Genomic DNA, 24,287 nt, shown 5'->3' with positions numbered 1-24,287 from the left:
CCATGCAGATCGGACTTGTCGGCCTCGGCCGGATGGGCGGCAACATCACGCGCCGCCTGATCGAAATGGGCAAGCACGAGGTCGTCGTGTTCGACGTCAATCCGAAGGCGGTGGACGAACTGGCGCAACACGGCGCCATCGCCACCACCTCGTTAAAAGACGTCGCGGCGAAGCTGAAAGCGCCGCGCACCGTCTGGATCATGCTGCCCGCCGGCAAGATCACAGAAGAGACCATCCACGCGCTCTCCTCCATCCTCCAAAGCGGCGACACCATCATCGATGGCGGCAACACCTTCTGGCAGGACGACGTGCGCCGCGCGCAGGCGCTGAAGGAAAAGGGCATCCATTATATAGACGTCGGTACCAGCGGCGGCATCTGGGGCTATGAGCGCGGCTACTGCATGATGATCGGCGGCGATAAGAATAACGTCGATCGGCTCGATCCGATCTTCGCCACGCTCGCGCCCGGTGAAAGCGGCGTGCCGCGCACGCCCGGCCGCGAGAAGCGCGATCCCCGTGCCGAGCAAGGCTACATCCACGCAGGCCCGGTCGGCGCCGGGCATTTCGTCAAGATGGTGCATAACGGCATCGAATACGGGCTGATGCAGGCCTATGCCGAAGGCTTCGACATCCTCAGGAACGCCAATATCGAAGCGTTGCCGCCCGAGCATCGTTTCGACGTCAACGTCGCCGATGTCGCGGAAGTCTGGCGGCGCGGCAGCGTGATCTCGTCATGGCTGCTCGACCTCACGGCAAGCGCGCTCGCGCGCAACGACACGCTCGATGAATATTCCGGCTTCGTCGAGGATTCCGGCGAGGGCCGCTGGACCATCGCCGCGGCCATCGACGAGTCCGTGCCGGCGGAAGTGATTACCGCCGCTTTGTTCGCGCGTTTCCGCTCGCGCAAGGAACACACCTTCGCCGAAAAGATTCTCTCTGCGATGCGCGCGGGCTTCGGCGGCCACAAGGAACCGCAGCAGCATCCCGATGCGCCACGCGCCAAGGCGCCGGAGAAGCTCAAGCCGAAAGACGATTAAGCAGGAGTCTCCTTATGATGAATGCCGATACCGTGAACGCACGCGAGCGGATTCCGGATTCGTGCTGCTTCGTGATTTTCGGCGTCACCGGCGACCTCGCCCACCGGCTGGTCATTCCCGCGCTTTACAATCTGGAGGAATCCGGCCTCTTGCCGGAAAAGTTCTGCATCGTCGGCGTGACCCGCACCGAGACGCAGAGCAAGGCGCTCAAGACAGACCTGATGAAGGCGCTCGAGAAACACGCCACCCGGCCGGTGACGCAGGAGATCGCCGACAAACTGTTCGGCTGCATCACCTCTATCCACGCCGACCCCAGCGATCCCAAATCCGTCGAAAGCCTGAAGGCGCAGCTCGAGAAGGCGCGCAAGGATAAAGGCATCACCAATCACCTGTTCTATCTTGCGGTGCCGCCAAGCGCATTCAAGCCGATCAGCGAAATGCTCGGAGCCGCCGGCCTGCTCAGGGAAAAGGACGGCGCGTGGCGGCGGCTGGTGATCGAAAAGCCGTTCGGCACCGACCTGCAATCCGCCCGGCAACTCAACGCCGATCTTCTCAAGCTCGCCGACGAACATCAGATCTATCGCATCGACCATTATCTCGGCAAAGAGACGGTGCAGAACATTCTCGTGCTGCGCTTCGCCAACGGCATGTTCGAGCCGATCTGGAATCGCAACCATATCGACCATGTTCAGATCACCGTGTCGGAGACCATCGACGTCGGAACGCGCGGCAGCTTCTACGAGCAGACCGGCGCGCTGCGCGATATGGTTCCGAACCATCTGTTCCAGTTGATGGCGCTGGTGGCGATGGAGCCGCCCTCGCGCTTCGACGCGCATTCGGTGCGCTCGGAGAAAGGCGAGGCGCTCGCCGCGATCCAGACCCAGACCGAGGCGGAGGCGCTGAAGAATTCGGTGCGCGGGCAATATCTCGCGGGCCGCATCGGCGACCGGCAGGTCGGCTATTATCGCCAGACCCAGGATGTCTCGCCCGACAGCACGGTGGAGACCTATGCCGCGCTGAAGCTCACCATCGACAACTGGCGCTGGGCGGGCGTGCCGTTTTACTTGCGCACCGGCAAGGCGCTCGCCGCCAAGCGCACGGAAGTCGCGATCCGTTTCAAGCAGGCACCGTTCTCGATGTTCCGCACCACCGAGGTGGAGCGGCTGTCGCAGAACTATCTCGTCATCGGCATCGAGCCGACCGAAGGCATCATGCTGCAATTCAACACCAAGGTGCCGGGCCCGCAGGTGACGATCGACGGCGTGGAAATGAAGTTCAAGTACAAGGATTATTTCAAGGCTTCGCCCAATACCGGCTACGAGACGCTGATCTACGATTGCATGATCGGCGATAACATCCTGTTCCAGCGCGCCGATGGCGTGGAAGCCGGATGGACGGCGGTACAGCCTTTCCTCGATGCGTGGAAGAAGGCCGGCGGCAAGGGGCTTGCGATGTATCAGGCCGGCACCGACGGTCCCGAGGAAGCGCACGAATTGCTGGAACGCGACGGCCGCCGCTGGCGCGCCATCGACGGTGAATGAAAATGCCCCGCCCGCGCATCATCGTCGAACGGGACGCGGTGGCCCTCGCCGAACGGGCAGCCGAGCGTGTCGTTGCGCGCGCCAGGGAAAACACCGGCGAGCCCGCGATCTGCCTTACCGGCGGCTCCACGCCAAAGCGGCTCTATCAATTGCTGGCGACGCCGGAATGGCGCAACCGATTGCCGTGGCAGCGGGTGCAATGGTTCATCGGCGACGACCGCTTCGTGCCGCCGGAGGACGACCTCAGTAATATCGGCATGGCACGCCACGCGTTCCTCGACGGCTGCGCGCCGCCCGGGAACATTCATGCAATCCCCATCGATGCTGCCTCGCCTGAGGAAGCCGCCCGGGCCTACGAACAGACCTTGCGTGAATTTCAAACCCGCCATCGCACGGACGGCGCACCGCTGTTCGACCTCGTGCTGCTCGGCGTCGGGCCGGACGGTCACACCGCCTCGTTGTTTCCGGGCTATCCCGCCGCCTCCGAGACAGAGCATTGGGTCGTCGGCGTGCCGGAAGCACACGTCGCGCCCTTCGTGCCGCGCGTCAGCCTGACGCTGCCCTGCCTCGCGCAATGCCGCGAGATGCTACTGCTCGCTGCCGGCCACGACAAGCGCGCGATCCTGTCCCGCGTTTTCGCGGGCGAAGATCTGCCCGCCACGCACGCGCAATCCGCGCGCGGCGAAACCTGGTGGCTGATCGACAAAGCCGCGGCGCCGGAATCCGGTGAGGCGTGATGGCGAGCGGGACCGTCAGGATCATCATCGTGATGGGCGTCTCCGGTTCGGGCAAGACCACGATCTCGCAGGCGCTCGCCGCGCGCTCCGGATTCACCGAGATTGATGGCGACGATTTTCATCCCGCCGCGAATATTGAAAAAATGAAGGCGGGCATTCCGCTGACCGACCGGGATCGCATGCCCTGGCTACATGCCATCGCGGACGCCATCGACAGTTATGCAGAGAACAACACCCCGACCATCATCGCCTGCTCCGCGCTGAAGCGCGCCTATCGCGATATCCTCGTGCACGGCCGCAAGGACATACGAATCGTCCACCTGAAAGGGCCGGCCGATCTGATCGCTCAGCGCCTTACGCAGCGCGGCGGCCATTTCATGCCGCCCCGACTGCTCGACAGTCAAATCGAGACACTGGAACCGCCACAGCCCGGCGAACATATTCTGACGGTGGATATCGACGCACCTGTGGATCGCATCGTGGACGAGATCATCACCGCCTTGCACCTCCCGGACAAAGCAGGAGTCCGCGCCTCATGAGCCCCATTCGTCTGGTGGTTTCCGATGTCGACGGCACGCTGGTCACGCGCGACAAGCGGCTGACACCCGGCGTCATCGCCGCCGTGCATCGCCTGCACACGCGCGGTATCGCATTCACGGCCGTGAGCAGCCGTCCGCCCTTCGGCATGCGGATGCTTTCGGCGCCCTTGAAGATCGCGCTGCCGATGGGCGCGTTCAACGGCAGCACGCTCTTCAATCCGGACGGCTCCATCCTCGAGAACCACACCATCCCGCCCGATGCCGTCGATGCCGCGCTTGATCTCCTCAATGAACGGGGCGTGGAGATCTGGCTGTTCACCGCGGAGCGCTGGCTGGTGCGGCGCGGGGATACGCCCTATGTCGCGCGCGAGCGCCATACCATCGATTTCGAACCGGAAGTCGTCGGCAACGATGCGCTTCCCCGCGACGGCATCTGCAAGATCGTCGGCGTCAGCGACGATTTCGATCTCCTCGCCAAATGCGAACCCGATTTAAAGGCGACGCTCGGCAAGGCTGCGCACGCCGCGCGCTCGCAGAATTATTATCTCGACGTCACGCCGCCCGCTCTCGACAAGGGCACCTTCGTCGAATCCGTCGCCAACCGTCTCGGCATTCCGCTCAAGGAAGTCGCCGTCATCGGCGACATGGCCAACGATCTGCCGATGTTCCTGAAGGCTGGAATGTCCTTCGCGATGGCGAACGCCAGCGACGCGGTGAAGAAGCGTGCGACCTACACCACCTCCTCCAATGAAGAAGACGGCGTCGCATCCGCCATCGACAGAATTCTGGCGCTCGTCTAGTTCTTCTTGGCGCGCTGCACGGCGGGCTTGTCGGGATGCAGCGCCGCGAAAATATTCTGAGCGGTGTTGATCATCGCGATATGAGTCAGCGCCTGCGGGAAATTTCCGGTCTGCCTCCGCAAGACGGGATCGTATTCCTCCGAGATCAGACCGACATCGTTGGCGATGCCGTGCACCCGCAGATAAAGCTCGCGCGCATCATTGACACGACCGAGCAGCACATAAGCGTCCGCGAGCCACAGCGTGCAGGCCAGGAACGCGCCCTCGATCGGCTGCACCTCGCCGTCATGCGCCTCCTGTGGATCGTGGCGCAGCACGAAGCCATCCTTCATCATCCGCCGCTCGATGGCGTCGACGGTGCCGACGATGCGCGGGTCATCCGGCTTGAGGAAACCGACGGCGGGCAACAGCAGCAGGCTCGCATCCATCATCTTCGAGCCGTAGGCTTCGACGAAGGTATTTTCCTCCGCATCGAATCCGCTGGCGCAGATCTCGGCATGGATGCGATCCCGGATGGCGCGCCATTCCTGCACCGGCCCTTCCCTGTGGAATTTTTCCACGGCCAGAACCGCGCGATCGAACGCCACCCAGCACATGACCTTCGAGAACACATAATGACGCGGCGTATCGCGCCGCTCCCAGATGCCGCAATCGGGCTCCACCCATACCTGCGCGAGATGTTTCAACAACGCCGTCTCGACCGGCCATGTCTCGCCGTTGAGCTGGATCTTGTGCACGCGCGCCTGATGGAAGGCATCCATCAGCTCGCCATAGACGTCGAGCTGCAACTGCGCGTGCGCGGCGTTGCCGAACCGGACCGGTTTGGAGTCCTCGTAACCCGGCAGCCAGTCCGCCTCCCATTCCAGCAAACGGCGCTGGCCGGTGATGCTGTACATGATCTGCATGTCGGCGGGCGCACCCGCGACCGAACGCAGCAGCCATTCGTGCCAGGCGACGGCTTCCTCGACATAACCGCTATCGATCAGTGCGAGCAGCGTGAAGGTGGCGTCGCGCAGCCAGCAGAAACGATAATCCCAATTCCGCGCCCCGCCGATCTTCTCCGGCAATGAGGTGGTCGGCGCGGCGACGATGCCGCCGGTCGGCGCGTAGGTCATGGCTTTCAGCGTAATCAGCGAGCGCTGGATGAAGTCGCGGTGCCTGCCCTTGAAATTGCAGCGCGACGACCATTCCGTCCAGAACGACTCGGTCTCCTCCAGCGCGATCTCGATATCGATCGCCTCCGGTACCGGAAAATGCGAGGGATCGTAAGTCATCACGTAATGATACGTCTCGCCCGCATGGACCCTGAAGTCGGAGACGGTGGTCATGCCCTCGCCGCGCATCTCGACATTGCTGCGCAACACCACCATATCCGGCCCAGCGACCGCTTGCAGCGTGCCGTCGTCGAGCCGCCGCACCCAGGGCACGTTGGCGCCGGAGCCGAAGCGCAGCAGCAATTCCATCCGCATCTCGATCACCCCGGCATCGCCGCGAACCAGCCGCACGATGTCCGACGCCTCGCCGCGCGGCGGCATGAAGTCGATCAGCGTGCAGGTGCCGCTTTCGCAACTGAACGTGGTTTCGAGAATAAGAGTGCCGTCGCGATAGGCACGTTTGGCGGTGAACGCCTCGCCCTTCGGCGCAATCTTCCAGCGGCCATGTTCGGGCGTGCCGAGCAATGCCGCGAAACAGGCATCGGAGTCGAATGTCGGCCAGCACAGCCAGTCGATCGAACCATCACGACTCACCAGCGCGGTCGTCAGGCAATCCCCGATCAGGGCGTAGTCTTCGATGGAAGAAGGCAATCCCGACCTCGCAAACGGCATAATAAAACCGCGCCGAAAATGACGCGTGGAAGATCAACTTCCAGTCTCTCAAAAAGTTCACGCGCCGGAAACGCTTCCGGCGCGTGAACCATTTCGAATTTTCGTGAAAATCTCCGGGTCGCGGAGTCTGGCTACAGGTTCGAGCTGTGAATGGCGTCGATCACAGCATCCGTCACATCCTTGGTGTTGTTCTTGCCGCCGACATCCGGCGTCAGGACTCCCGCGCCGGTCACTTTCTCCACGGCACGCATGATACGGGCGGCGCCATCCTGCTCGCCGAGGTGATCGAGCATCTGTACTGCGGTCCAGAAACTCGCGACCGGATTGGCGATACCCTTGCCGGTGATATCAAAGGCCGAGCCGTGGATGGGCTCGAACATCGACGGATAGCGCCGTTCGGGGTCGATGTTGGCCGTCGGTGCAACGCCGAGGCTGCCCGCCAGCGCGCCCGCGAGATCGGACAGAATGTCCGCCTGAAGGTTCGACGCCACGATGGTGTCGAGACTCTTCGGATTGAGCGTCATGCGCACGGTCATCGCGTCGACGAGGGTCTTGTCCCAGGTCACGTCCGGAAATTCCTTCGAGACCTGTTCAGCGATTTCGTCCCACATCACCATGGCGTGGCGCTGCGCATTCGATTTGGTGGAAACGGTCAGATGCTTGCGCGGGCGCGACTGCGCGAGCCTGAAGGCGAACCGCAGCACCCGCTCGCAGCCGACCCGCGTGAACACCGAGGTTTCGGTGGCGACTTCTTCCGGCAGTCCGCGATGCACGCGGCCGCCATTGCCGGCATATTCGCCTTCCGAATTTTCCCGCACGATCACCCAGTCGAGATCGCCCGGACCGACATCGCGCAGCGGCGACTTGATACCCGGTAAAATCTTGGTCGGGCGCACGTTGGCGTATTGATCGAACCCCTGGCAGATCGGCAGCCGCAGGCCCCACAACGTGATGTGATCAGGCACGTCGGGCGCGCCTACAGCACCGAAATAGATCGCGTCGAACGGCTTGAGCTGCTTCAAGCCATCCGCCGGCATCATCACGCCGTGCTTCTTGTAATAGTTCGAGCCCCAATCGAAAGACTTGAAATTGAACTTCACGTCGCCCAGCCGCGTCTCGAGTGCCTCCAGCACCCTGATGCCGGCAGCGATCACTTCGGGGCCGATACCGTCGGCGGGAATGGCTGCGATGGAATATTCACGCATTGTCGTCAGATCCTTGCTTGTGACTGAACTGGGGGATTATCGGCCGCAGGCTTGCGGCCGGTGCGGGCGAGAATGAGTGTGATGATCGCGGAGAGCGTCAGCAGGCCCGCGACGAAATACAGGCCGCCCGCGAAACTGCCGGTCGCCTGCTTGATCCAGCCGATCATCGCCGGCCCCGCGAAACCGCCGAGGTTACCCAGCGAGTTGATGGTCGCGATTCCCGTCGCCGCAGCCGTGCCTGAGAGGAACATGGTCGGCATGCTCCACAGCGGCGGCTTTGCGCAGCTGACGCCGATATTGACGACGGCGAGTGCTGCGACCACGGCGACCACCGTTCCGGCGAAGCTCGCCATCATCAATCCGCCCGCAGCCACCAGACACGCGATAACAACGTGCCATGTGCGCTCGCCGGTACGGTCGGAGTGGCGCGACCACAGCACCATGCCGACGACAGCGAGAACGGCGGGAATGGCATTGACGAAGCCAACCTGCAACGAGGTCAGGCCGAACGACTTGATGATCTGCGGCGCCCAGATGCCGAGCGTGTAAAGGCCGGCCGAGGTTCCGAAATAGACCAGCGACAGCGCAAGCACACGCATATCGGTGAGGCCCCTCCAGAAGCTGTGGCCTGTACCCGGTCCCTTCGCGGCATTTTCCGCCGCCAGCGTATCGACCAGCCACTTGCGCTCATCGTCCTTGAGCCATGTTGCCTGCTCCGGCCGATCCGTCATGAAGAACAGGACGACGACGCCGAAGATCACCGCCGGAAGCGCTTCCATGATGAAAAGCCATTGCCAGCCGGCCAGTCCGAGAATGCCGTGCATCTGCAACAGAGCGCCCGAAATCGGCGAGCCGATGGCCGTGGAAAGCGGTGCCGCCGCCATGAACACGGCAGTTGCCGCCGCGCGGCTTCGCGCCGGGAACCAATAGCTGAGGTAAAGAATGATGCCCGGGAAGAAACCCGCTTCCGCCGCCCCCAGCAGGAAGCGCAACGCATAAAAGCTGTGCGCACCCTGTACCCAGGCCATCGCGGCAGACACGATGCCCCATGAAATCATCACCCGCGCGATCCAGATTCGCGCGCCAACCTTGTGGAGGATGACGTTGGAGGGAACCTCGAACAGGAAATAGCCGAAAAAGAAGATACCCGCGCCAAAGCCGAACACGGCAGGCGACAGGCCAAGATCCTTGTTCATCGTCAACGCCGCGAAACCGATATTCACGCGGTCGATAAAGGCAATGAAGTAAAGCAGCATCACGAACGGCACGATGCGGATCGTGATCTTGCGCAGCACGCGCGTTTCAAGCTCGCTCGCCATCGACGTTTCTCTCCCTGGATTTCGTTGTCCGTGCCGTTTTCGGCATCGGCGAAAGGCTAAGGGCGGGAAAGGCGGCACCTCAATACTCACCCGATTGTGCAAATTTTTGTTATAATCGCCGCAGAGGTGACGCCATGGACTTGCACCAGCTTCGCTGCTTCATCGCCGCGGCCGAAGAACTTCATTTCGGACACGCGGCCCAACGGCTTGAAATGCTGCCGGCCGCGCTTGGCCGTCACATCCGCCTGCTCGAGGACGATCTCGGCACCCGCCTGCTCACGCGCACCACACGCAACGTCACGCTCACCAGCGACGGCGAGGTTCTGCTGGAGGAAGCGCGCGGCCTGATCGAGCAAGCGGACAAGATCGCCGCCCGGTTTCGCGAGCGCGGCCGCCATCAAACACAGACGCTTCGCATCGGCGCGATCGACAGCGCCGCCGCAGGCCTGCTGCCGTTGCTGCTGCACGACTTCCGCGACCAGCATCCGGAGATCGGCGTGCACCTGTGCGAGGAAAAAACCATCAAGCTGTTGCCGAAACTGCTGTCCGGACGGCTCGACCTCGCCTTCATCCGGCCACGGCCGAACATGGACGCGAGGCTCGTCCATCGTCACCTGTTTCACGAAACGGCCGTGGTCGCGGTACCGAAAACCCATCGGCTGTCCCGGCGCGAGAGCGTCAGCATCCGCGATCTGGCCAATGAATCCCTGATCGTTCCGGAGCGCCGCTCACGGCCGCACAGTCACGATCTCACCATGAAACTTTTCGCCGAAGCGGGGCAGCACGCCAACATCGTCCAGATCGCGGATGAAAAGCAGACCATTCTCAATTTGGTCGCAGCCAACATGGGCGTCGCCATCGTCCCTCACTGGACGTCGCGCATGGCGACAAAAGGCGTGCGTTATCTGCCGCTGCGAATACCGGATGGGACAATGGACAAGCTGCCGCTTGCGGTGGCCTGGGTCGGGAAGGCGCGCGACCCGTTACGCGATGCCATGCTCTCGACCCTGAACGAACGCCTCACCGCCTACGCCCGCGAGGCGTAAGCCTCAGTTCGCGATCAGCACCGTGTCGAGCACCGCGCTGTAGTGGCAGGCGGCCGCGAGCAGCACGAAGCCGTGCCAGATCGCATTCTGGAAGCGCAGCCGCTCCCAGGCATGAAAGATCACGCCGGCCGAATACAGCACGCCGCCGATGGCGATCAGCCACAGCGTCGTGCTGGAAAGCGAAGCCGCGATGGAGTCGTAAGCCATCACCCCGCTCCAGCCGAGCGCCAGATAAAGCACGACTGCGAGCTTATCGAACCGGCCCGGATAGAAAACCTTCAGCGCGATGCCGATCAGGGCAACCGACCAGACCCCGCCGATCAGCAGGAAGCCAAGCCTGCGGTCGGCCATCTGCGCGAGGAACGGCGTGTAGGTAGCGGCGATCAGCACATAGATCGCGGAGTGGTCGAAGCGGCGCAAAACCCACTTCACCGGCGAGACCGGCCACAGATTGTAGACGGCCGAGAACGCCAGCATGGCGATGAGCCCCACGGCATAGATCGCGGTGGTGACGAGGTTGAGCGTCGAGGCATAAATCCCCGCAAGCACGATCAGCACGGTCGCGGCGATCAGCCCGAGCGACAGGCCGGTGACGTGAACGATGCTGTCGGCGATCAGTTCGGCCCGGTCGTAGCACCAGTGCTTGGCTCCCCGGCCGGGCAGCGGCGGGAAGGCCGTCAGATCTTTCAACCGGAAAATCGTCATCCGCCAACCACTACGCTTCGGCCCAACCCTACGCCTTGACCCACAACAAAATCCTACCGTCACCTACCGTCCCATGACAACGCGATCACAATTCATGACGTCCACGTTATCTTGATTTCGGGTTCCATCATCGCCAGCTTTTCAGAGACACCCACGCTATCCTCCCCTCTCATTTGATCGAATTATGGCACCAGGCCTGTCTGACATTCTCGACGATCTGCGGCTGTCGGCGCGCTCGCTGCTCGACTACAGCGAGAGCCTGCTCAACCCGACCATCCGCCTCGGCGTCACCGGCCTGTCGCGCGCGGGCAAGACGGTGTTCATCACCGCGCTCGTGCACGGCTTCCTGCGCGGCGGCCGCTTTCCGGTGTTCGAGTCGCTGTCCAGCGGGAGGATCGCGCGGGCGCGGCTGGAGCCGCAGCCGGACGACGGCATTCCACGCTTCGCCTATGAGGCGCACCTGTCCACGCTGATCGAAAAGCGGCTGTGGCCGCAATCGACCACCGACATCAGCGAATTGCGGCTCGCCATCGACTACCAGCGCGAGAACGGCGCGATGCGCACGCTGACACTCGATATCGTGGACTATCCCGGCGAATGGCTGCTCGACCTGCCGCTGCTGCACAAGAGCTATGAGCAATGGTCGGCGGAAAGTCTCGCGCTGTCGCGGCAGGCGCCCCGCGCCGCGCTCGCCAGACCGTGGCACGACCATCTCGAAAGCCTCGCTCCCGTCGCGCCGGAGAACGAATTAGCGGCGCAGGCGGCGGCGAAACTCTTTACCGAATATCTGCAAGCCTGCCGCCACGAGCAATTCGCGATGAGCCTGCTGCCGCCCGGCCGCTTCCTGATGCCGGGCGCGCTCGCGAACTCGCCCGCCCTCACCTTCGCGCCGCTCGATTTGCCGGCGGGCGGCACGCCTCCCGCAGGCTCGCTATGGGCGATGATGCGCAGGCGTTATGAGTCCTACAAGGACATCGTGGTGCGGCCGTTCTTCCGCGACCACTTCGCGCGGCTCGACCGCCAGATCGTGCTGGTCGATGCGCTCGCCGCGTTCAACGCCGGGCCGGAAGCCTTGCGTGACCTCGAAGGCGCGCTGGAGGGCATTCTCGAGTGTTTCAACACCGGACGGCGCACGCTTTTGAGCATGATGTTCCGCCCGCGCATCGACCGCATCCTGTTCGCCGCCACCAAGGCCGATCATCTGCATCACGTCAGCCACGACCGGCTGGAGGCGATCCTGCGCAAGATGGTGGAGCGCGCCGCCTCGCGCGCGGAATTCGCGGGCGCCGCCACCGACGTGGTGGCGCTCGCCGCCGTGCGCGCCACCCGCGAGGCCAGCGTGCAGCACCACGGCGAGACGCTGCCCTCCATCATCGGCACGCCAATGCAGGGCGAGGTCTCCGGCAAGGAGACATTCGACGGCGAAACCGAAGTCGCGACCTTCCCCGGCGATCTTCCATTGTCACCGGAAGCCCTGTTCAGCGAAGGTACGTTCAAAGGCTCGGGCTCCGCGCATCCCGGCGAGGCCGATTACCGCTTCCTGCGTTTCCGTCCGCCCCGGCTCGACGCCGCGCAGGGTGAACCCGCATTGCCCCACATCCGCCTCGACCGCGCGCTGCAATTCCTGATCGGAGACAAACTGCAATGAGCGAGCGCAGCCACCCGCGCAAACCCGCCTCGTTCAGGCTCGACGACCCCCGCGTCACCCTCGCAGAAGCGGGCGAGAGCGGACGCGCACCCCATGGCGGCATCCGCATCACGCCCGAGCCGGATGCGCCGGCGCTGCCCGCGCCGATCGAATCCATCCGCCCGCGCCGCCGCCGTTTTCCGTGGGGCGGATTGTTCTGGACCACACTCGGCGGGCTTGTCGTGCTCGGCCTCGGACTTGGTGCTGCCAATCTGATCGAGGATCTGTTCGCGCGCAGCGAGGCGCTGGGCGTCACCGGCATCGCGCTCGCGGTGCTGTGCGCACTCGCCTTCGTCGTGATCGTCGCGCGCGAAGCTCTGGCGCTGGCGCGGCTCGACACCATCGAGCAGTTGCATGCGCGCGCCGACGCGGTGCTCGCCTCCGACGACCGCAAGGAGAGCGACGTCATCGTCCGCGATCTCCTGAAAGTCGCGCACGACAATCCGCAGCTCGCCCACGCCCGCGCGGTGATGCAGAGCCACACCCACGACATCATCGACGGCGCCGACATGCTGCGGCTTGCGGAGCGCACATTGATGGCCCCGCTCGATCAGGAGGCGCGGCGGCTGATCTCGAGCGCGGCCTCGCGCGTCTCCATCGTCACTGCCGTCAGCCCGGGTGCTGTGATCGACATGCTGTTCGTGTTCGTCGCGGCGTTGCGGCTGGTGCGGCAACTGGCGCGGCTCTATGGCGGGCGCCCCGGCACGCTCGGCATGATCAAACTGATGCGACACGTCATCGCACATCTCGCCGTCACCGGCGGCATGGCGGCAAGCGACAGCCTGATCCAGCAGGTGCTGGGGCATGGCGTCGCGGCGAAACTCTCCGCACGGCTTGGCGAAGGCATTCTGAACGGCCTCCTGACCGCGCGGCTTGGCCTTGCCGCCGTGGATGTGACGCGGCCGCTGCCGTTTGCGGCGCTGCCCCGCCCTGCTTTGTCCGATCTGGTGAAGGACCTGATGCGCCGCGCCGATCCGGCCGCCCGGATCGAGGCGCAAAAAAATCCCGATTCCCCTGAACCGGAATGAACCTGTCCGGCGGGGCGCGCAACCAATCGATATCGGGCCACCCCGGCCCCTTATCGGAGAATGACCATGTTGCGCAAACTCACCCTTGGACTTGCCGCGGCCACCGCCCTGACCTTTGCCGCCCTCGCGCCCACCACCGCGTCCGCCCATGGCTGGCATCACCATCACGGCTGGCACGGCGGTTACGGTTTTGGCTACGGCCTCGGCGTCGGCCCTGTCTATGTCGGCGGCCCCGCTTATGACGACTGCCTGCGGCGCCAGCGCATCATGACGCGCCATGGCTATCGCTGGCGGACGGTGAACGTCTGCTACTGATCCGCGCGGTCATGAAGGCCACTTTCCGGCCCGTCCCCCGGCCGGAAGGTGGCCTCTTCGCATTGCAATATACCCCCGGCCCACCGCCGCCGGTCCGGTACCATCCGGCGAATTCGGGCTTTGCCGCTTTACCCCATGCATAAATTGCGTATCGTGTGCGCCGTTGGACACGCATCCGCGCGCCGACTGGTATCTTTCTGGAGAGTGACTAATGGCTAAAGGGACTGTGAAGTGGTTCAACCCGACCAAGGGCTACGGATTCATCCAGCCCGCGGGCGGCGGCAAGGATGTGTTCGTGCATATCTCGGCGGTTGAAAAGGCGGGCCTGACTTCGCTGAACGAAGGACAGACTATCGAGTTCGAGGAAGTCGCCAATCGCGGCAAGACGTCGGCGGAAAACCTGAAGGTTTAATCCCGGCCTTCGCGAACCTGAAATCTCTTCGGGTCCGCGCACAATTCGGCACAAGATCGTTGATCGACTAAATCAAACCGACTGGGCAAGTCCCCGAGGCCATCCACCGTCATCCGGTCGATCGGCCTTTTTATTTTGCCTGCATTTCCCATGGACCTGCTGGCACAACGGCACGAAACGCAGGTTCAATACGAGCACGGGCCCATCATGCGGTCCTCGAGCGCGCGCCAGGCACGCGGCGACATCCTCGGCATGCGCGGGTTATAGCTCGAACAATCCGTCGCCTTGTCGCCGGGCATCAGCACTCCGCCGCAATACGGACAGGCATTGTCGTTGGCATGCGAGGGCCACACGTCATCCGTTGCCTCGCGCACTTCCGTGGCAAAGAATCTGACGACGTTGTCCGGAGAAAAATTTATATCGCCCGTCATGCATGTACCTCATTGTCGATGAGGCGCACCATGCCAGCAAGATCATGCCGTAGCGTTCAAGCAAAGGCTCAAATTTTATCGGAGATTTCCGGCAACGGATTTACGCACCGGTGAGACGGGAACTTACCTCGCGACAATCAGCCCGCGGCTCGTCACCACCACCCAGCGGCCGTCCTGCCGGCGGATCGCATCGACCCGGCCCACACCCGGCAACGGATCGCCGGCATAGACCTCGAAAATACCGGCGCGGCCCTCGACCAGCGCGCCGCCATTGGCGACGGCCCGCACGACCCAGCCATCGATGGTCGGCAACCGGGCAATCTGCGGGGCGGGCTTGGCCGGAACCGGCGCGGGCGCGGCGGGCGCCGGAATGCTGCCGGTCGCGTCGGCGGCTTTTATCTTCTCGAGCGCCTCGCTGAACTTGGCGATCTTGCCGGCATTGGTTTTGGCGGCATTTTCAGACGACATCTTCAACGACTGCAACTCGGAATTGACCTGCGCCAAGGCGTTGTCGATCGCGCGGTTGCGCTCGGCCACGGCGACCTGCGCCTTGTCGTCCCTGCCGAAATGTTCGTTCGAGAACCAGGTGGTGCCGACGCTGCTCATCACGCCGACGAGCGCAGCCACCCCGATCATCAGGGCCATCGAGGAAAACTGGCGCGGGTTCTGCGGCTGCGGCGGCGCATCGCCGAACACGATGTCTTCCCAGGAACCCTGCGGCGGTAACCGCTGAAGCGTGATGTTTTTCGACTCGCCTCCGGAAAAATCCTTGGCCTTGCTCTCCGTGGAACTCTCGCTTTCGGCGCGCGCAGAGGCGGCGGGGACGAGCGACTGGCCACCGCCATCACCCTGCGAATTGCCGGTATGGTGACTGTCGTCCTGCGCGTTCATGGCCCTGATCCCAAAGCTGTTTGACACTTTGGTAACCATGAATGTCTTGACGAATGGTTACGATTCCGCCGCCATCGCCTGCCGCGCCATCAGGAGCCGCAGCATCGTATCGATACTGGAGCGATCCACCCGCCCGTCGACCCGTATGGGACGGAAATGCCGCTGGAAGGCGGCGACAATGGCCTGCTTGGTCTCGCACGGATCGGAGAGCTCCACCCCGTATCCGTAAGTCGCGAGCGCCTCGACGAAGGCATCCAGTTCGCGCGGCTTCGCCTCGAACGCCTCGTCGAACGGCGGCACCGGCTCGACCCACAGGCCGACGCCCTCCGCCGCAAGCCGTTCCCACGGAAACCACTCGCCGGGGTCCTGCTTGCGCTGCGGCGCGATGTCCGAATGCGCCAGCACCTGATCGCGCGGGATATGCCGGCGCGTCGCGATATCGCGGGTGAGCGCGATCACCGCCTCGATCTGCACGTCCGGAAACGGCGGGCAGCCGCCATCATGGCCGGGATTGACGATCTCGATGCCGATCGAACGCGCGTTGATGTCCGTCCACTCCCGCCAGCGCGACACGCCCGCGTGCCAGGCGCGCTTGTCTTCGGCGACAAGCTGCACGATCTCGCCGCTCTCGCGCACCACATAATGGGAGGAGACTTTCGCCTCCGGATCGCACAGCCGCGCCAGTGCCGCTTCCTCCTCCGGCATCCCGGTATAATGCAGCACCACGATATCCACCGGACTCCCGTCGCGCTCGTCGAAATTCGGCGAGGCAAGGAACCGCGATGCGAATCTTGAGTCGGGAGCGATGTCCGCCATCGCGCTATCAAGCCGCCACCGCGATGCCGCGTCAATGGCTGTTGGCCGGATGAAACGGCTTTGCTAGCGTGCATTCTCTTTTCCGAACCGGCTTTTCCGATGCCAGACACAACCGCTTCGCAGATCGTCTATCGCGGCATGACGCGCGCCCTGCTCGACGACGCCTACAACAACAGCAAGGCGGTCGCCGACAGCCCGCAATGGCTCGTCAAATGGGTCCAGCGCAGCGCGGAGGCCCGCCGCCGCTCCGATGCCGTGCTCGACAAAGCCTATGGGCCGCGCGAGCGCCAGTGCTTCGACTACTTTCCCTCGGGCCATGCGGGCGCACCGCTGTTCGTCTTCATCCATGGCGGCTACTGGGTGCGCAACGTCATCTCGATGTTCTCGTTTCTCGCCGAAGGCCCGAACGCGCGCGGCATCGATTTTGCGGCTCTCGGCTACACGCTGGCGCCGCAGGCACGGCTCGATGAGATCGTCGATGAAATCCGCCACGGCCTGACGCATCTGCAAGACGCCATCGGTCCCGGCTACGACCCGAACAGGATTTACGTCGGGGGCTGGTCGGCGGGCGGCCACCTCGCCGCCATCACCGCCGGTCATCCGGCGGTGCGCGGCACCATGCCGATCAGCGGCATTTTCGACCTCGAACCGCTATCGCTGAATTACCTCAACGACCCGCTGCAATTGACACCGGACGAGATCCGCGACCTCAGCCCGCAGCACCAATTGCGCGCGAGCCTGCCGCCGATGCGCATCATGTCGGGTGGAAACGAACTGCCCGAATTGCAGCGGCAGTCCGCCGATTACGCGCGTGCCGCGCAGGCCGCGGGCCTTGACGCCAAACTCTACGTCCTGCCGGGCCACCATCATTATTCGATCCTCGACGAACTGGCGAAGGCGGACGGCATCCTGACGCAGACGCTTGTGGAGCTTTGCAGGCCGTAAACCGACGGCCGCCGCGGCAAGTTATGCGGCTGACGCGTGAATCATTATGGCCTATATTTCAGCCGAACCTCGCAGGAGATCCGGAGTCGCGATGACAAACGCCAGCCGCCGCCGCGCTCTTGGTGCCCTCGCCGGTTTCGTCGCCGCCGTGATGCTCACTACGGCGGCCGCCGCGCGCACCGTCACCGATTCCGCGGGCCGCACCGTCGATATCCCGGATACGATCACGCGGGTGTTTGCCGCGGGGCCGCCCGCCTCCGTCATGCTTTATGTGCTCGCGCCGCAGGACATGATCGGCTGGGTCCGCGCCCCGCGCGATGCCCAAAAACCCTACCTCCTGCCCGCGACACGCGATCTGCCGGAACTCGGACGCGTCACCGGGCGCGGCGATACGCTCAATCTCGAACGCCTGCTCGCCGCCAGGCCCGAGATCATCATCGACTACGGCACCATCAACGACACCTATCGCTCGCTCGCCGACCGCGTGCAGACGCAGACCGGCATTCCGTATCTGCTGATCGACGGACGCTTCGAGAACACACCGGCTTCGCTGCGACTGTTGGCCGACATTCTCGGCGTGAAGGAGCGCGGGGAGATGCTGGCGAAGGCCGCCGAGGCTATTCTCGCGCGCGTCGACAAAACCATCGCGGAGATTCCGGCGGCGAAACGTCCGCGCATCTATCTCGCGCGCGGCCCCGAGGGACTCGAATCCGGTTCGAAAGGCTCGATCAACACCGAGATCATCGAACGCGTCGGCGGCGTCAACGTGGTGGAGGGCCTGCGCGAGAAAGGCGGCATCGTCCGCGTCTCGCCCGAACAGGTGATCTCATGGGCGCCCGACACCATCATCACGCTCGACCGCGCTTTCAAGGACGGCATCGCGCAGAAGCAAGAATGGAAGCCGGTGCCTGCGGTCGCGGACGGACGCGTCTTTCTCGCGCCCGGCCTGCCCTATGGTTTCATCGACGCGCCGCCCTCGCTCAACCGTTTCGCGGGCCTGATCTGGCTGCTGCACACGCTCTATCCGGACAAGACAGACGGAAATCTGCGCGACGAAATCCGCTCGTTCTACACGACATTCTATCAGGTCGAACCGAGCGACGGCGAATTGACCGCATTGCTCGGCGGCTCCGGAGGCTGAGCCGCTCCCTTGCGCACGGCAACCATCCTTCTCGCGCTCACAGCGCTCCTGATCGCCGCCGCGTTACTGGCGGCAGGCATCGGGCCTTATCGCATTCCCCCGCTCGCGGTGGTCGAGGCGCTGTGGCAGCGGCTCAGCGGTGGCAACGTGCAGGGCACCATCGACACCGTGCTGTTCAACATCCGCCTGCCGCGCATCGTCGCGGCCGGCTTCGTCGGCGCGGCGCTGGCGGCGGCGGGCGCCGCCTATCAAAGCCTGTTCCGCAATCCGCTGGTATCGCCCGACATCCTCGGCGTCTCGACCGGCGCGGGCCTCGGCGCCGTGGTCGGCATCCTGCTCGGCTTCCCGGTGGCGATGATCCAGTTTCTCGGCTTCGCCGGGGGTCTCGCCACCGTCATCCTCGTGGTGACGCTGGCGCGCGCGCTGCGATCGAGCGGCGACGTGCTGGTGCTGGTGCTCGCGGGCATCGTGGTCGGCGCGCTCGCCGGTGCCGCGATCTCGCTGGTGAAAGTGCTGGCCGATCCCTACGACCAGTTGCCCGCGATCACCTTCTGGCTGCTCGGCAGCCTGTCCGGCGTCAAGGCGCATGACGTCGCCGCGACCGTGCCCGTGGTGCTCGCGGGTCTCGTGCCGCTGATCCTGCTGCGCTGGCGGATCGGCGTCCTCTCGCTCGGCGATGACGAAGCACGCGCGCTCGGCGTCGAGGTCGGGCGGCTGCGCGCCATCGTCATTGCAGCCGCCACCCTCGTCACAGCGAGCGTGGTCGCCATTTCCGGCGTGATCGGCTGGGTCGGGCTGATGGTGCCGCATATGGCGCGGCTGCTGGTCGGCCCGCGTTTCGACCGGCTGCTGCCCGCCGCGATCCTGCTTGGCGCCGCCTTCATGATCGGCGTCGATACGCTGGCCCGCTCCGGCGCGCGCATCGAGATTCCGCTCGGCGTACTCACCGCCGTGATCGGCGGCCCGGTGTTTGTCTGGCTCCTCGCGCACAACCGGCGGAGGTTCCTGCCATGAGCCTGCTCGACGCGGACGGCCTCGCCATCGGTTATGGACGCACAGAAATTGCCAGCGGCATCGATCTTGCGATCGAACCCGGCACCGTCACCTGCCTGCTCGGACCGAACGGCATCGGCAAGACCACGCTGTTCAAGACGCTGATGGGCCTCATTCCATCTCTCGCAGGCGGCGTGCATCTCGACGGCGAGGCGCTTGCGCAACTCAGCCGCGAGCGCATCGCCCGCCACATCGCCTATGTGCCGCAGGCGCATCCAAGCGAATTCGCCTACACCGTCCTCGATCTGGTGGTGATGGGACGCACCGCCTATCTCGGCACCTTCGGCGCGCCGAAACAGGCCGATTATGATGCCGCGACCGCTGCACTGGAGACGCTCGGCATCGGCGCGCTGGCAGAGCGGGACTCGACGCGGATCTCCGGCGGACAGCGCCAGCTCGCGCTGATCGCCCGCGCTCTGGCGCAGCAATCGCGCATCGTGGTGATGGACGAACCGACCGCAAGCCTCGATCTCGCCAACCGCATTCTGGTGCTCGATACCGTGCGCAGCCTTGCGGCGAGCGGCCTTGCCGTGGTGCTGTCGACGCATGAACCCGAACATGCGTTCCTCGTCGCCGATCAGGTCGCGATCCTCGGCCGCGAACGCTTCATCACCGGTCCGGCCGCCGATGTGCTGACGCCCGGACAACTGTCGTCGCTCTATGGCGTCGCGCTCGAAGTCGAGACCACGCCGTCCGGCCGCCACGTCGTGGGGCCTTCAACAGCGCCGCGCTGAACGCTTCAGGCGAGAAGCTCGCGCACGCGCGGTATCACCTCGCGGCCATAGAGTTCGATGCATGTCATCAGCTTGCCGTGCGACAGCGTGCCCGCGCTGTATTTCAGATCGAATCGCGACGCGCCGAGCGCCTTCACCGTCGCCGCGATCTTGCGCGCCACCGTGTCGGGCGAGCCGAGGTAGAGCGATCCGTGCTCGATCTCGCGCTCGAACTCGGCCTTCTCCATCGGCGGCCAGCCGCGCTCCTTGCCGATGCGGTCACGCATGCCTTTATAGGGCAGCCAGAATTCCGCGCGCGCCTGTTCGTCCGTCGCGGCGACATAGCCCGGCGAATGAATGCCGACCGGCTGCATCGGCGTCTTGCGCTGCTCGTGGGTGCGGCGATAGAGATCGACATAGGGTGCGAAGCGTTGCGGATCGCCGCCGATGATCGCGAGCATCAACGGCAACTGGTAATAGGCCGCGCGCACCACCGACTCGGGCGTGCCGCCGACGCCGATCCATGCCTTCAACCGCCCATGTTCGATGGGCGGAAAGATGCTCTGGTTGACCAGCGGCGGACGGATCGAGCCTTCCCAGTTGACGGGCTCCTGCTTGAGAACCTCGACGAACAGATCGAGCTTCTCCTGAAACAGCCGCTCGTACTGGTCGAGCGGGAAACCGAACAGCGGAAAGGATTCGGTAAACGAGCCGCGCCCGAGGATGACCTCCGCGCGGCCGTTCGACGCGGCATCGAGCGTCGCGAACCGCTGGAACACGCGGATCGGATCGTCCGACGACAGCACCGTGACGGCGGTGCCGAGACGGATGCGCTTTGTTTGCCCGGCAATGGCGGCCAGCACCGTTTCCGGTGCGGAAATCGCGAAGTCGGCACGATGATGCTCGCCAAGGCCGATGAAATCGATGCCGAGACTGTCGGCCAGCACCGCCTCCTCGATCACGTCGCGGATCACCTGCGCGTGGGGCAGCAAGTGTCCCGACGCATCGGCGGTCACGTCGCCGAACGTATCCAGTCCCATTTCGAGCAAGGGGCGCCTCCGTCGCGGATGAATGATGCGGCGGATGGGCCGCAGCGCCTATCTAGGTGCTTTTCCCGCGCGTTCCAGCTCTCGCAGCTTCACGGCCACCTGAAGCGTGAGGTTGGCGGGCGTGGGGATGCCGAATTCAGCTCCCTTGCGGACGACATGACCGTTGAGGAAATCGATCTCGGTGGGCCTGCCGCGCGCCAGATCCTGCGCGGTGGAGGCATACTGATCCGGCATCACCTTGACCAGCGCGAAGGTCTTCTCGCGGATATCGGGCGAGACCGCGATGCCAAGCTCCGACGCCACCGCGATGCATTCGAGGATGGCGCTGTCCATCACCTCTTTCGTACCCTCCACCTCGAACAGGCGGCCATAGGGCAGTTGCGCGATCGCCGACAGCGCGTTGTAGGCGCAGTTGATGATGAGCTTGTCCCACAGCCGCGCCAGCACTTCGCCCGACACCACGGCCGGGATCGCGGCCTCCGTGAAGGCTTTCGCAATATCATCGCTGCGCGGCGACGGGCCGATGATGAGATCGCCGCGCCCGTGATGCTGGATGTGACCCGGCCCGCCCATTCCGGCCGCGACATAGACGACGCTTGGCAGCACAGTCTGTTTGAGAACGGCCGCAAGGCGTTCGGCATTGTCGACGCCATTCTGCAAGCTGATGACGACGGCATCGGTCTTGAGATGCGGCGCGATCTGTTGCCCCGCCTCCCCGGTGTCGGCGGACTTGACGCAGAACAGCACGACATCCGCTCCGGCGACGGCGGAGGGTTCGGTATCCGCCTTGAGCGGAATGACGCCATCGAAGATCGCGCTCTCGAACCGCAGGCCGCCGCACCTGGCGATGGCCTCGACATGCGCCGGACGGCCGATCAGCATCACCTCATGCCCGCCGCGCGCCAGCATGCCGCCGTAAAAACATCCAACGGCTCCTGCTCCCATCACCGCGATCTTCATGTCTGCTTCCCATCTTGATGACGGCAGACGATGTAGCAGATCGGAATGGCGGCCCAAAGTTAGCAGTTCGTGATACGTGACCTGCGCGGCAGGGATATCAGTCGCGGTGCGCGCTGGCGCGTGGCCTCATGAGCAAGGGACCATAGACAAGAGCGAAGCCGAAAAACGCCATCACCCATGCCAGTGCCGCAAGATGCAGCAACCCCTCGCTCCAGCCCGGCATCATCACTGCCGCGATACGCGCGAGTGCCGCGACAATGATCGCCAGATAGATCGCTTGCGTCGGCAACGCCGCCGTCAGCGGCTGCCCCGTATGGCCGAGGCTCGCGCGCGTCATCACTGCCAGGGTCATGACGCCGGCGCCGCCCGCCATCCATGCATGGATGGCGGCGCTCGCGGGCACGAGATCGAAAGCCGCCGCTGACGCCAGCAGAAAACCGGCCGGGATGAAGGCATATCCGACATGCAGGATGAGGACGAGGCGCTCCCTGCATGTGCGATCCCCCGCCCATCGGCCGAGGCGAATGACATTCAGAACGCCCGTCACGGCAAGCAGGACGCCGACGAGAGGACCATCCTGACGAACGACCCACACCAGCAGCGCCGCCGCGCTCACCAGCACGATGGCGATGTCGAACTTCGCAAAGGGTGACGGCAGCCGCCCCGGATTTTCACGCACGAGCCAGTTGCGTGTGAAGCTCGGGATGATGCGCCCGCCGATCAGCATGATGAGCACGGTCACGGCCGCGATCCCGATACGAATGCCGTAATCCGCCGTGCCCGACACATGCGCTTCCAGATGGAAGGCGATATTCCCGACGAGGAGAAGAACGACCAGCGCGACAACCTTGAGATTGCGCCAATTCCGCCCCGCGAAAACCTCGCGCCCCGTGGCGGCCGCGATCAGCGCAAGAAAGCTGGCGTCGATCAGCATGGCCGCGAGCCAGCCGATTCCCGCCGAACACGTCACGGCGAAACGCCCCAGCAGCCACACGACGACCAACACAAGCAACGGCCCGCCCTGCACCGGAAGCCGCCCGGTCCAGCTCGGAATCGCCGTGAACAGAAACCCGGTGATCACCGCCGGCAGATAGCCGTACAGCATTTCATGCACATGCCAGTCGCGCGGAGCGAACGCGGTCGATAGCGTCAGTTCGCCCATGAACACCGGCAGCCAGACCAGAATGGCGAGCCCCGCGTAGATCGCTCCCAGCAGGAAGAAAGGCCGGAAGCCATAGGACAGGATCGCGGGACCCCGATAATCGCGCAAGCGCGGCACCGGCTGACGCTGTGTCATCGCACGTCCGGCGCCGGATCGGTACCCAGCCAGTTCATCGCGCCCATGCCAGATCCTCGACGCGCGCGACATTCTCCAGGCGAACGCCTCTCGGCACGTTGACGATGAGTTTCTTCCGCTCCAGCCGCCGGAACGTGCGGCTGGCCGTCTCGATGGTCATGCCGAGGAAATCCGCGATGTCCCGCCGCTTCATCGGCAGCGGCAAGGTCTCCGGTATCTCGCCAAACCGCGCAAGCCGGTCGCGCCAGCCGATGAGAAACAGCGCAACGCGCTGCTCCGCCGAATGACTCCCCAGCAGCAACAACTGGTTTCTGGCCAGATGAAGCTCCCGCACCTCGAACTCGTTCATGCTCCGCAGGATATTCGGCTTGGATTCGACGAACCGCAAAAACTTGTCACGGGAAAACCGGCAGGCAATGATTGGCGTAATGGCGTCGGCCGAGAAACTGTAGTGATCGGAGGATGTCGCTCCGAGGAAATCGCCCGGCAGGCCGAACCCGACAATATGACGCCGCCCGTCCGGCAACAGCCTGTACAAACGCGCGACGCCCTGCGTCAGGTTGAAAACATGCCGCGCCTTGTCGTCCTCGGAGAACAGGGCATCCTTGGTCGCGAAATGCGTCTCGGGACCAAGTTTCTCCATGGCGGAGAGATCGGGCGCATCGAGTGCTGCGCATATGCTCAGCGACCGCGCCTGACAGTGCAGGCACCGGCGCGGATAACCGCTGGGAGATTCTTCCGACAGGATCGACTGCGGCATCAGGCTTTGCCACGACGGATGCTTGGTTTCCATG

Annotated in this window: 25 protein-coding genes; 14 read left to right on the top strand and 11 right to left on the bottom strand. The window is 64.2% G+C overall.

The genetic code is table 11. The annotated features are described in order from the left end of the window. Positions 1–2 precede the first annotated feature (2 nt). From gnd to AFIC_RS04065, 5 genes are read left to right on the top strand one after another with little or no spacing between them, the layout of a single operon-like run. Complete coding sequence (gnd, locus tag AFIC_RS04085) at positions 3–1,037, top strand: phosphogluconate dehydrogenase (NAD(+)-dependent, decarboxylating) (protein ID WP_275247887.1); 1,035 nt, start codon at positions 3–5, stop codon at positions 1,035–1,037. A 14-nt stretch (positions 1,038–1,051) separates the two neighbouring features. Next, the gene (zwf, locus tag AFIC_RS04080) at positions 1,052–2,578 is read left to right on the top strand and encodes a glucose-6-phosphate dehydrogenase (protein ID WP_275247886.1); all 1,527 of its coding nucleotides are present in this window, start codon (positions 1,052–1,054) and stop codon (positions 2,576–2,578) included. 2 nt (positions 2,579–2,580) lie between these two features. Next, entirely contained in the window at positions 2,581–3,315 is a 735-nt protein-coding gene (pgl, locus tag AFIC_RS04075) for a 6-phosphogluconolactonase (protein ID WP_275247885.1), read from the top strand. Further along, the gene (locus AFIC_RS04070; protein WP_275247884.1) at positions 3,315–3,854 is read left to right on the top strand and encodes a gluconokinase; all 540 of its coding nucleotides are present in this window, start codon (positions 3,315–3,317) and stop codon (positions 3,852–3,854) included. The genes pgl and AFIC_RS04070 overlap by 1 nt, the downstream gene beginning before the upstream one ends. After that, entirely contained in the window at positions 3,851–4,654 is an 804-nt protein-coding gene (locus AFIC_RS04065; RefSeq protein ID WP_275247883.1) for an HAD family hydrolase, read from the top strand. Before AFIC_RS04070 ends, AFIC_RS04065 begins: the two co-directional genes overlap by 4 nt. On the opposite strand, the gene AFIC_RS04060 is transcribed toward AFIC_RS04065, so the two are convergent. The 3 genes from AFIC_RS04060 to AFIC_RS04050 form a co-directional block, all read right to left on the bottom strand. Further along, the gene (locus AFIC_RS04060) at positions 4,651–6,459 is read right to left on the bottom strand and encodes a glycoside hydrolase family 15 protein (protein WP_275247882.1); all 1,809 of its coding nucleotides are present in this window, start codon (positions 6,457–6,459) and stop codon (positions 4,651–4,653) included. The genes AFIC_RS04065 and AFIC_RS04060 overlap by 4 nt on opposite strands. A gap of 152 nt (positions 6,460–6,611) precedes the next feature. Further along, entirely contained in the window at positions 6,612–7,685 is a 1,074-nt protein-coding gene (locus AFIC_RS04055; protein WP_275247881.1) for a tartrate dehydrogenase, read from the bottom strand. A 5-nt stretch (positions 7,686–7,690) separates the two neighbouring features. After that, complete coding sequence (locus tag AFIC_RS04050; RefSeq protein WP_275247880.1) at positions 7,691–9,004, bottom strand: MFS transporter; 1,314 nt, start codon at positions 9,002–9,004, stop codon at positions 7,691–7,693. 134 nt (positions 9,005–9,138) lie between these two features. On the opposite strand from AFIC_RS04050, the gene AFIC_RS04045 reads away from it, so the two are divergent. Next, positions 9,139–10,050: a LysR substrate-binding domain-containing protein gene (locus tag AFIC_RS04045; RefSeq protein ID WP_275247879.1), complete on the top strand. Its 912-nt coding sequence runs from the start codon at positions 9,139–9,141 to the stop codon at positions 10,048–10,050. Between the two features lie 3 nt (positions 10,051–10,053). On the opposite strand, the gene trhA is transcribed toward AFIC_RS04045, so the two are convergent. After that, positions 10,054–10,755 (bottom strand): PAQR family membrane homeostasis protein TrhA, encoded by a 702-nt coding sequence (gene trhA / locus AFIC_RS04040; RefSeq protein ID WP_275247878.1) that lies wholly within the window; start codon positions 10,753–10,755, stop codon positions 10,054–10,056. Positions 10,756–10,939: 184 nt separating this feature from the next. Between trhA and AFIC_RS04035 the strand changes: the two genes are divergently transcribed. The 4 genes from AFIC_RS04035 to AFIC_RS04020 all read left to right on the top strand — a co-directional run bounded on the left by AFIC_RS04035 (position 10,940) and on the right by AFIC_RS04020 (position 14,197). After that, on the top strand, positions 10,940–12,403 hold the full coding sequence (locus tag AFIC_RS04035; RefSeq protein ID WP_275247877.1) for a YcjX family GTP-binding protein: 1,464 nt from the start codon (positions 10,940–10,942) through the stop codon (positions 12,401–12,403). Further along, entirely contained in the window at positions 12,400–13,470 is a 1,071-nt protein-coding gene (locus AFIC_RS04030; protein ID WP_275247876.1) for a YcjF family protein, read from the top strand. The genes AFIC_RS04035 and AFIC_RS04030 overlap by 4 nt, the downstream gene beginning before the upstream one ends. 66 nt (positions 13,471–13,536) lie before the next feature. Beyond that, complete coding sequence (locus AFIC_RS04025) at positions 13,537–13,785, top strand: hypothetical protein (RefSeq protein WP_275247875.1); 249 nt, start codon at positions 13,537–13,539, stop codon at positions 13,783–13,785. A 211-nt stretch (positions 13,786–13,996) separates the two neighbouring features. Next, the gene (locus AFIC_RS04020; RefSeq protein WP_009337339.1) at positions 13,997–14,197 is read left to right on the top strand and encodes a cold-shock protein; all 201 of its coding nucleotides are present in this window, start codon (positions 13,997–13,999) and stop codon (positions 14,195–14,197) included. 185 nt (positions 14,198–14,382) lie between these two features. Here AFIC_RS04020 and AFIC_RS04015 read toward each other — a convergent pair whose 3' ends face one another. The 3 genes from AFIC_RS04015 to AFIC_RS04005 form a co-directional block, all read right to left on the bottom strand. Next, entirely contained in the window at positions 14,383–14,628 is a 246-nt protein-coding gene (locus AFIC_RS04015) for a hypothetical protein (RefSeq protein WP_275247874.1), read from the bottom strand. A 123-nt stretch (positions 14,629–14,751) separates the two neighbouring features. Continuing rightward, positions 14,752–15,519, bottom strand: a complete 768-nt coding sequence (locus AFIC_RS04010; protein WP_275247873.1) for a hypothetical protein — start codon at positions 15,517–15,519, stop codon at positions 14,752–14,754. 57 nt (positions 15,520–15,576) lie between these two features. Beyond that, complete coding sequence (locus tag AFIC_RS04005) at positions 15,577–16,335, bottom strand: N-acetylmuramoyl-L-alanine amidase (RefSeq protein WP_275247872.1); 759 nt, start codon at positions 16,333–16,335, stop codon at positions 15,577–15,579. A 99-nt stretch (positions 16,336–16,434) separates the two neighbouring features. On the opposite strand from AFIC_RS04005, the gene AFIC_RS04000 reads away from it, so the two are divergent. The 4 genes from AFIC_RS04000 to AFIC_RS03985 all read left to right on the top strand — a co-directional run bounded on the left by AFIC_RS04000 (position 16,435) and on the right by AFIC_RS03985 (position 20,208). Next, the gene (locus tag AFIC_RS04000; protein ID WP_275247871.1) at positions 16,435–17,280 is read left to right on the top strand and encodes an alpha/beta hydrolase; all 846 of its coding nucleotides are present in this window, start codon (positions 16,435–16,437) and stop codon (positions 17,278–17,280) included. Positions 17,281–17,371: 91 nt separating this feature from the next. Next, on the top strand, positions 17,372–18,421 hold the full coding sequence (locus AFIC_RS03995; RefSeq protein WP_275247870.1) for an iron ABC transporter substrate-binding protein: 1,050 nt from the start codon (positions 17,372–17,374) through the stop codon (positions 18,419–18,421). 9 nt (positions 18,422–18,430) lie between these two features. After that, the gene (locus AFIC_RS03990) at positions 18,431–19,435 is read left to right on the top strand and encodes a FecCD family ABC transporter permease (RefSeq protein WP_275247869.1); all 1,005 of its coding nucleotides are present in this window, start codon (positions 18,431–18,433) and stop codon (positions 19,433–19,435) included. After that, the gene (locus AFIC_RS03985; RefSeq protein WP_275247868.1) at positions 19,432–20,208 is read left to right on the top strand and encodes an ABC transporter ATP-binding protein; all 777 of its coding nucleotides are present in this window, start codon (positions 19,432–19,434) and stop codon (positions 20,206–20,208) included. Before AFIC_RS03990 ends, AFIC_RS03985 begins: the two co-directional genes overlap by 4 nt. A gap of 5 nt (positions 20,209–20,213) precedes the next feature. Here AFIC_RS03985 and AFIC_RS03980 read toward each other — a convergent pair whose 3' ends face one another. The 4 genes from AFIC_RS03980 to AFIC_RS03965 form a co-directional block, all read right to left on the bottom strand. After that, positions 20,214–21,227, bottom strand: a complete 1,014-nt coding sequence (locus AFIC_RS03980; protein ID WP_275248639.1) for an LLM class flavin-dependent oxidoreductase — start codon at positions 21,225–21,227, stop codon at positions 20,214–20,216. Positions 21,228–21,284: 57 nt separating this feature from the next. Next, a complete protein-coding gene (locus AFIC_RS03975) occupies positions 21,285–22,196 on the bottom strand; it encodes a ketopantoate reductase family protein (RefSeq protein WP_275247867.1) in 912 nt (303 codons plus the stop codon). A gap of 97 nt (positions 22,197–22,293) precedes the next feature. Next, positions 22,294–23,493 carry an NnrS family protein gene (locus AFIC_RS03970; RefSeq protein WP_275247866.1) on the bottom strand — a complete coding sequence of 400 codons (1,200 nt, stop codon included), beginning with the start codon at positions 23,491–23,493 and terminating at the stop codon, positions 22,294–22,296. 34 nt (positions 23,494–23,527) lie between these two features. After that, complete coding sequence (locus tag AFIC_RS03965) at positions 23,528–24,253, bottom strand: Crp/Fnr family transcriptional regulator (RefSeq protein ID WP_338063154.1); 726 nt, start codon at positions 24,251–24,253, stop codon at positions 23,528–23,530. Positions 24,254–24,287 lie beyond the last annotated feature (34 nt).

It is taken from the genome of [Pseudomonas] carboxydohydrogena (genome assembly GCF_029030725.1).
Classification (GTDB): domain Bacteria; phylum Pseudomonadota; class Alphaproteobacteria; order Rhizobiales; family Xanthobacteraceae; genus Afipia; species Afipia carboxydohydrogena.
This window is presented reverse-complemented; position numbering and strand designations above follow the sequence as displayed.

What these genes read in the sequence shown, in the direction of transcription:
- AFIC_RS03985 (WP_275247868.1), top strand. Translation starts at nt 19,432, where the DNA reads ATGAGCCTGCTCGACGCGGACGGCCTCGCCATCGGTTATGGACGCACA.
- AFIC_RS04055 (WP_275247881.1), bottom strand. Translation starts at nt 7,685, where the DNA reads ATGCGTGAATATTCCATCGCAGCCATTCCCGCCGACGGTATCGGCCCC.
- AFIC_RS04070 (WP_275247884.1), top strand. Translation starts at nt 3,315, where the DNA reads ATGGCGAGCGGGACCGTCAGGATCATCATCGTGATGGGCGTCTCCGGT.
- gnd (WP_275247887.1), top strand. Translation starts at nt 3, where the DNA reads ATGCAGATCGGACTTGTCGGCCTCGGCCGGATGGGCGGCAACATCACG.
- trhA (WP_275247878.1), bottom strand. Translation starts at nt 10,755, where the DNA reads ATGACGATTTTCCGGTTGAAAGATCTGACGGCCTTCCCGCCGCTGCCC.
- AFIC_RS04030 (WP_275247876.1), top strand. Translation starts at nt 12,400, where the DNA reads ATGAGCGAGCGCAGCCACCCGCGCAAACCCGCCTCGTTCAGGCTCGAC.
- AFIC_RS04050 (WP_275247880.1), bottom strand. Translation starts at nt 9,004, where the DNA reads ATGGCGAGCGAGCTTGAAACGCGCGTGCTGCGCAAGATCACGATCCGC.
- pgl (WP_275247885.1), top strand. Translation starts at nt 2,581, where the DNA reads ATGCCCCGCCCGCGCATCATCGTCGAACGGGACGCGGTGGCCCTCGCC.
- zwf (WP_275247886.1), top strand. Translation starts at nt 1,052, where the DNA reads ATGATGAATGCCGATACCGTGAACGCACGCGAGCGGATTCCGGATTCG.
- AFIC_RS03970 (WP_275247866.1), bottom strand. Translation starts at nt 23,493, where the DNA reads ATGACACAGCGTCAGCCGGTGCCGCGCTTGCGCGATTATCGGGGTCCC.
- AFIC_RS04035 (WP_275247877.1), top strand. Translation starts at nt 10,940, where the DNA reads ATGGCACCAGGCCTGTCTGACATTCTCGACGATCTGCGGCTGTCGGCG.
- AFIC_RS03965 (WP_338063154.1), bottom strand. Translation starts at nt 24,253, where the DNA reads ATGCCGCAGTCGATCCTGTCGGAAGAATCTCCCAGCGGTTATCCGCGC.
- AFIC_RS04000 (WP_275247871.1), top strand. Translation starts at nt 16,435, where the DNA reads ATGCCAGACACAACCGCTTCGCAGATCGTCTATCGCGGCATGACGCGC.
- AFIC_RS04065 (WP_275247883.1), top strand. Translation starts at nt 3,851, where the DNA reads ATGAGCCCCATTCGTCTGGTGGTTTCCGATGTCGACGGCACGCTGGTC.
- AFIC_RS03980 (WP_275248639.1), bottom strand. Translation starts at nt 21,227, where the DNA reads ATGGGACTGGATACGTTCGGCGACGTGACCGCCGATGCGTCGGGACAC.
- AFIC_RS03975 (WP_275247867.1), bottom strand. Translation starts at nt 22,196, where the DNA reads ATGAAGATCGCGGTGATGGGAGCAGGAGCCGTTGGATGTTTTTACGGC.
- AFIC_RS04020 (WP_009337339.1), top strand. Translation starts at nt 13,997, where the DNA reads ATGGCTAAAGGGACTGTGAAGTGGTTCAACCCGACCAAGGGCTACGGA.
- AFIC_RS03995 (WP_275247870.1), top strand. Translation starts at nt 17,372, where the DNA reads ATGACAAACGCCAGCCGCCGCCGCGCTCTTGGTGCCCTCGCCGGTTTC.
- AFIC_RS04015 (WP_275247874.1), bottom strand. Translation starts at nt 14,628, where the DNA reads ATGACGGGCGATATAAATTTTTCTCCGGACAACGTCGTCAGATTCTTT.
- AFIC_RS04010 (WP_275247873.1), bottom strand. Translation starts at nt 15,519, where the DNA reads ATGAACGCGCAGGACGACAGTCACCATACCGGCAATTCGCAGGGTGAT.
- AFIC_RS04025 (WP_275247875.1), top strand. Translation starts at nt 13,537, where the DNA reads ATGTTGCGCAAACTCACCCTTGGACTTGCCGCGGCCACCGCCCTGACC.
- AFIC_RS04045 (WP_275247879.1), top strand. Translation starts at nt 9,139, where the DNA reads ATGGACTTGCACCAGCTTCGCTGCTTCATCGCCGCGGCCGAAGAACTT.
- AFIC_RS04005 (WP_275247872.1), bottom strand. Translation starts at nt 16,335, where the DNA reads ATGGCGGACATCGCTCCCGACTCAAGATTCGCATCGCGGTTCCTTGCC.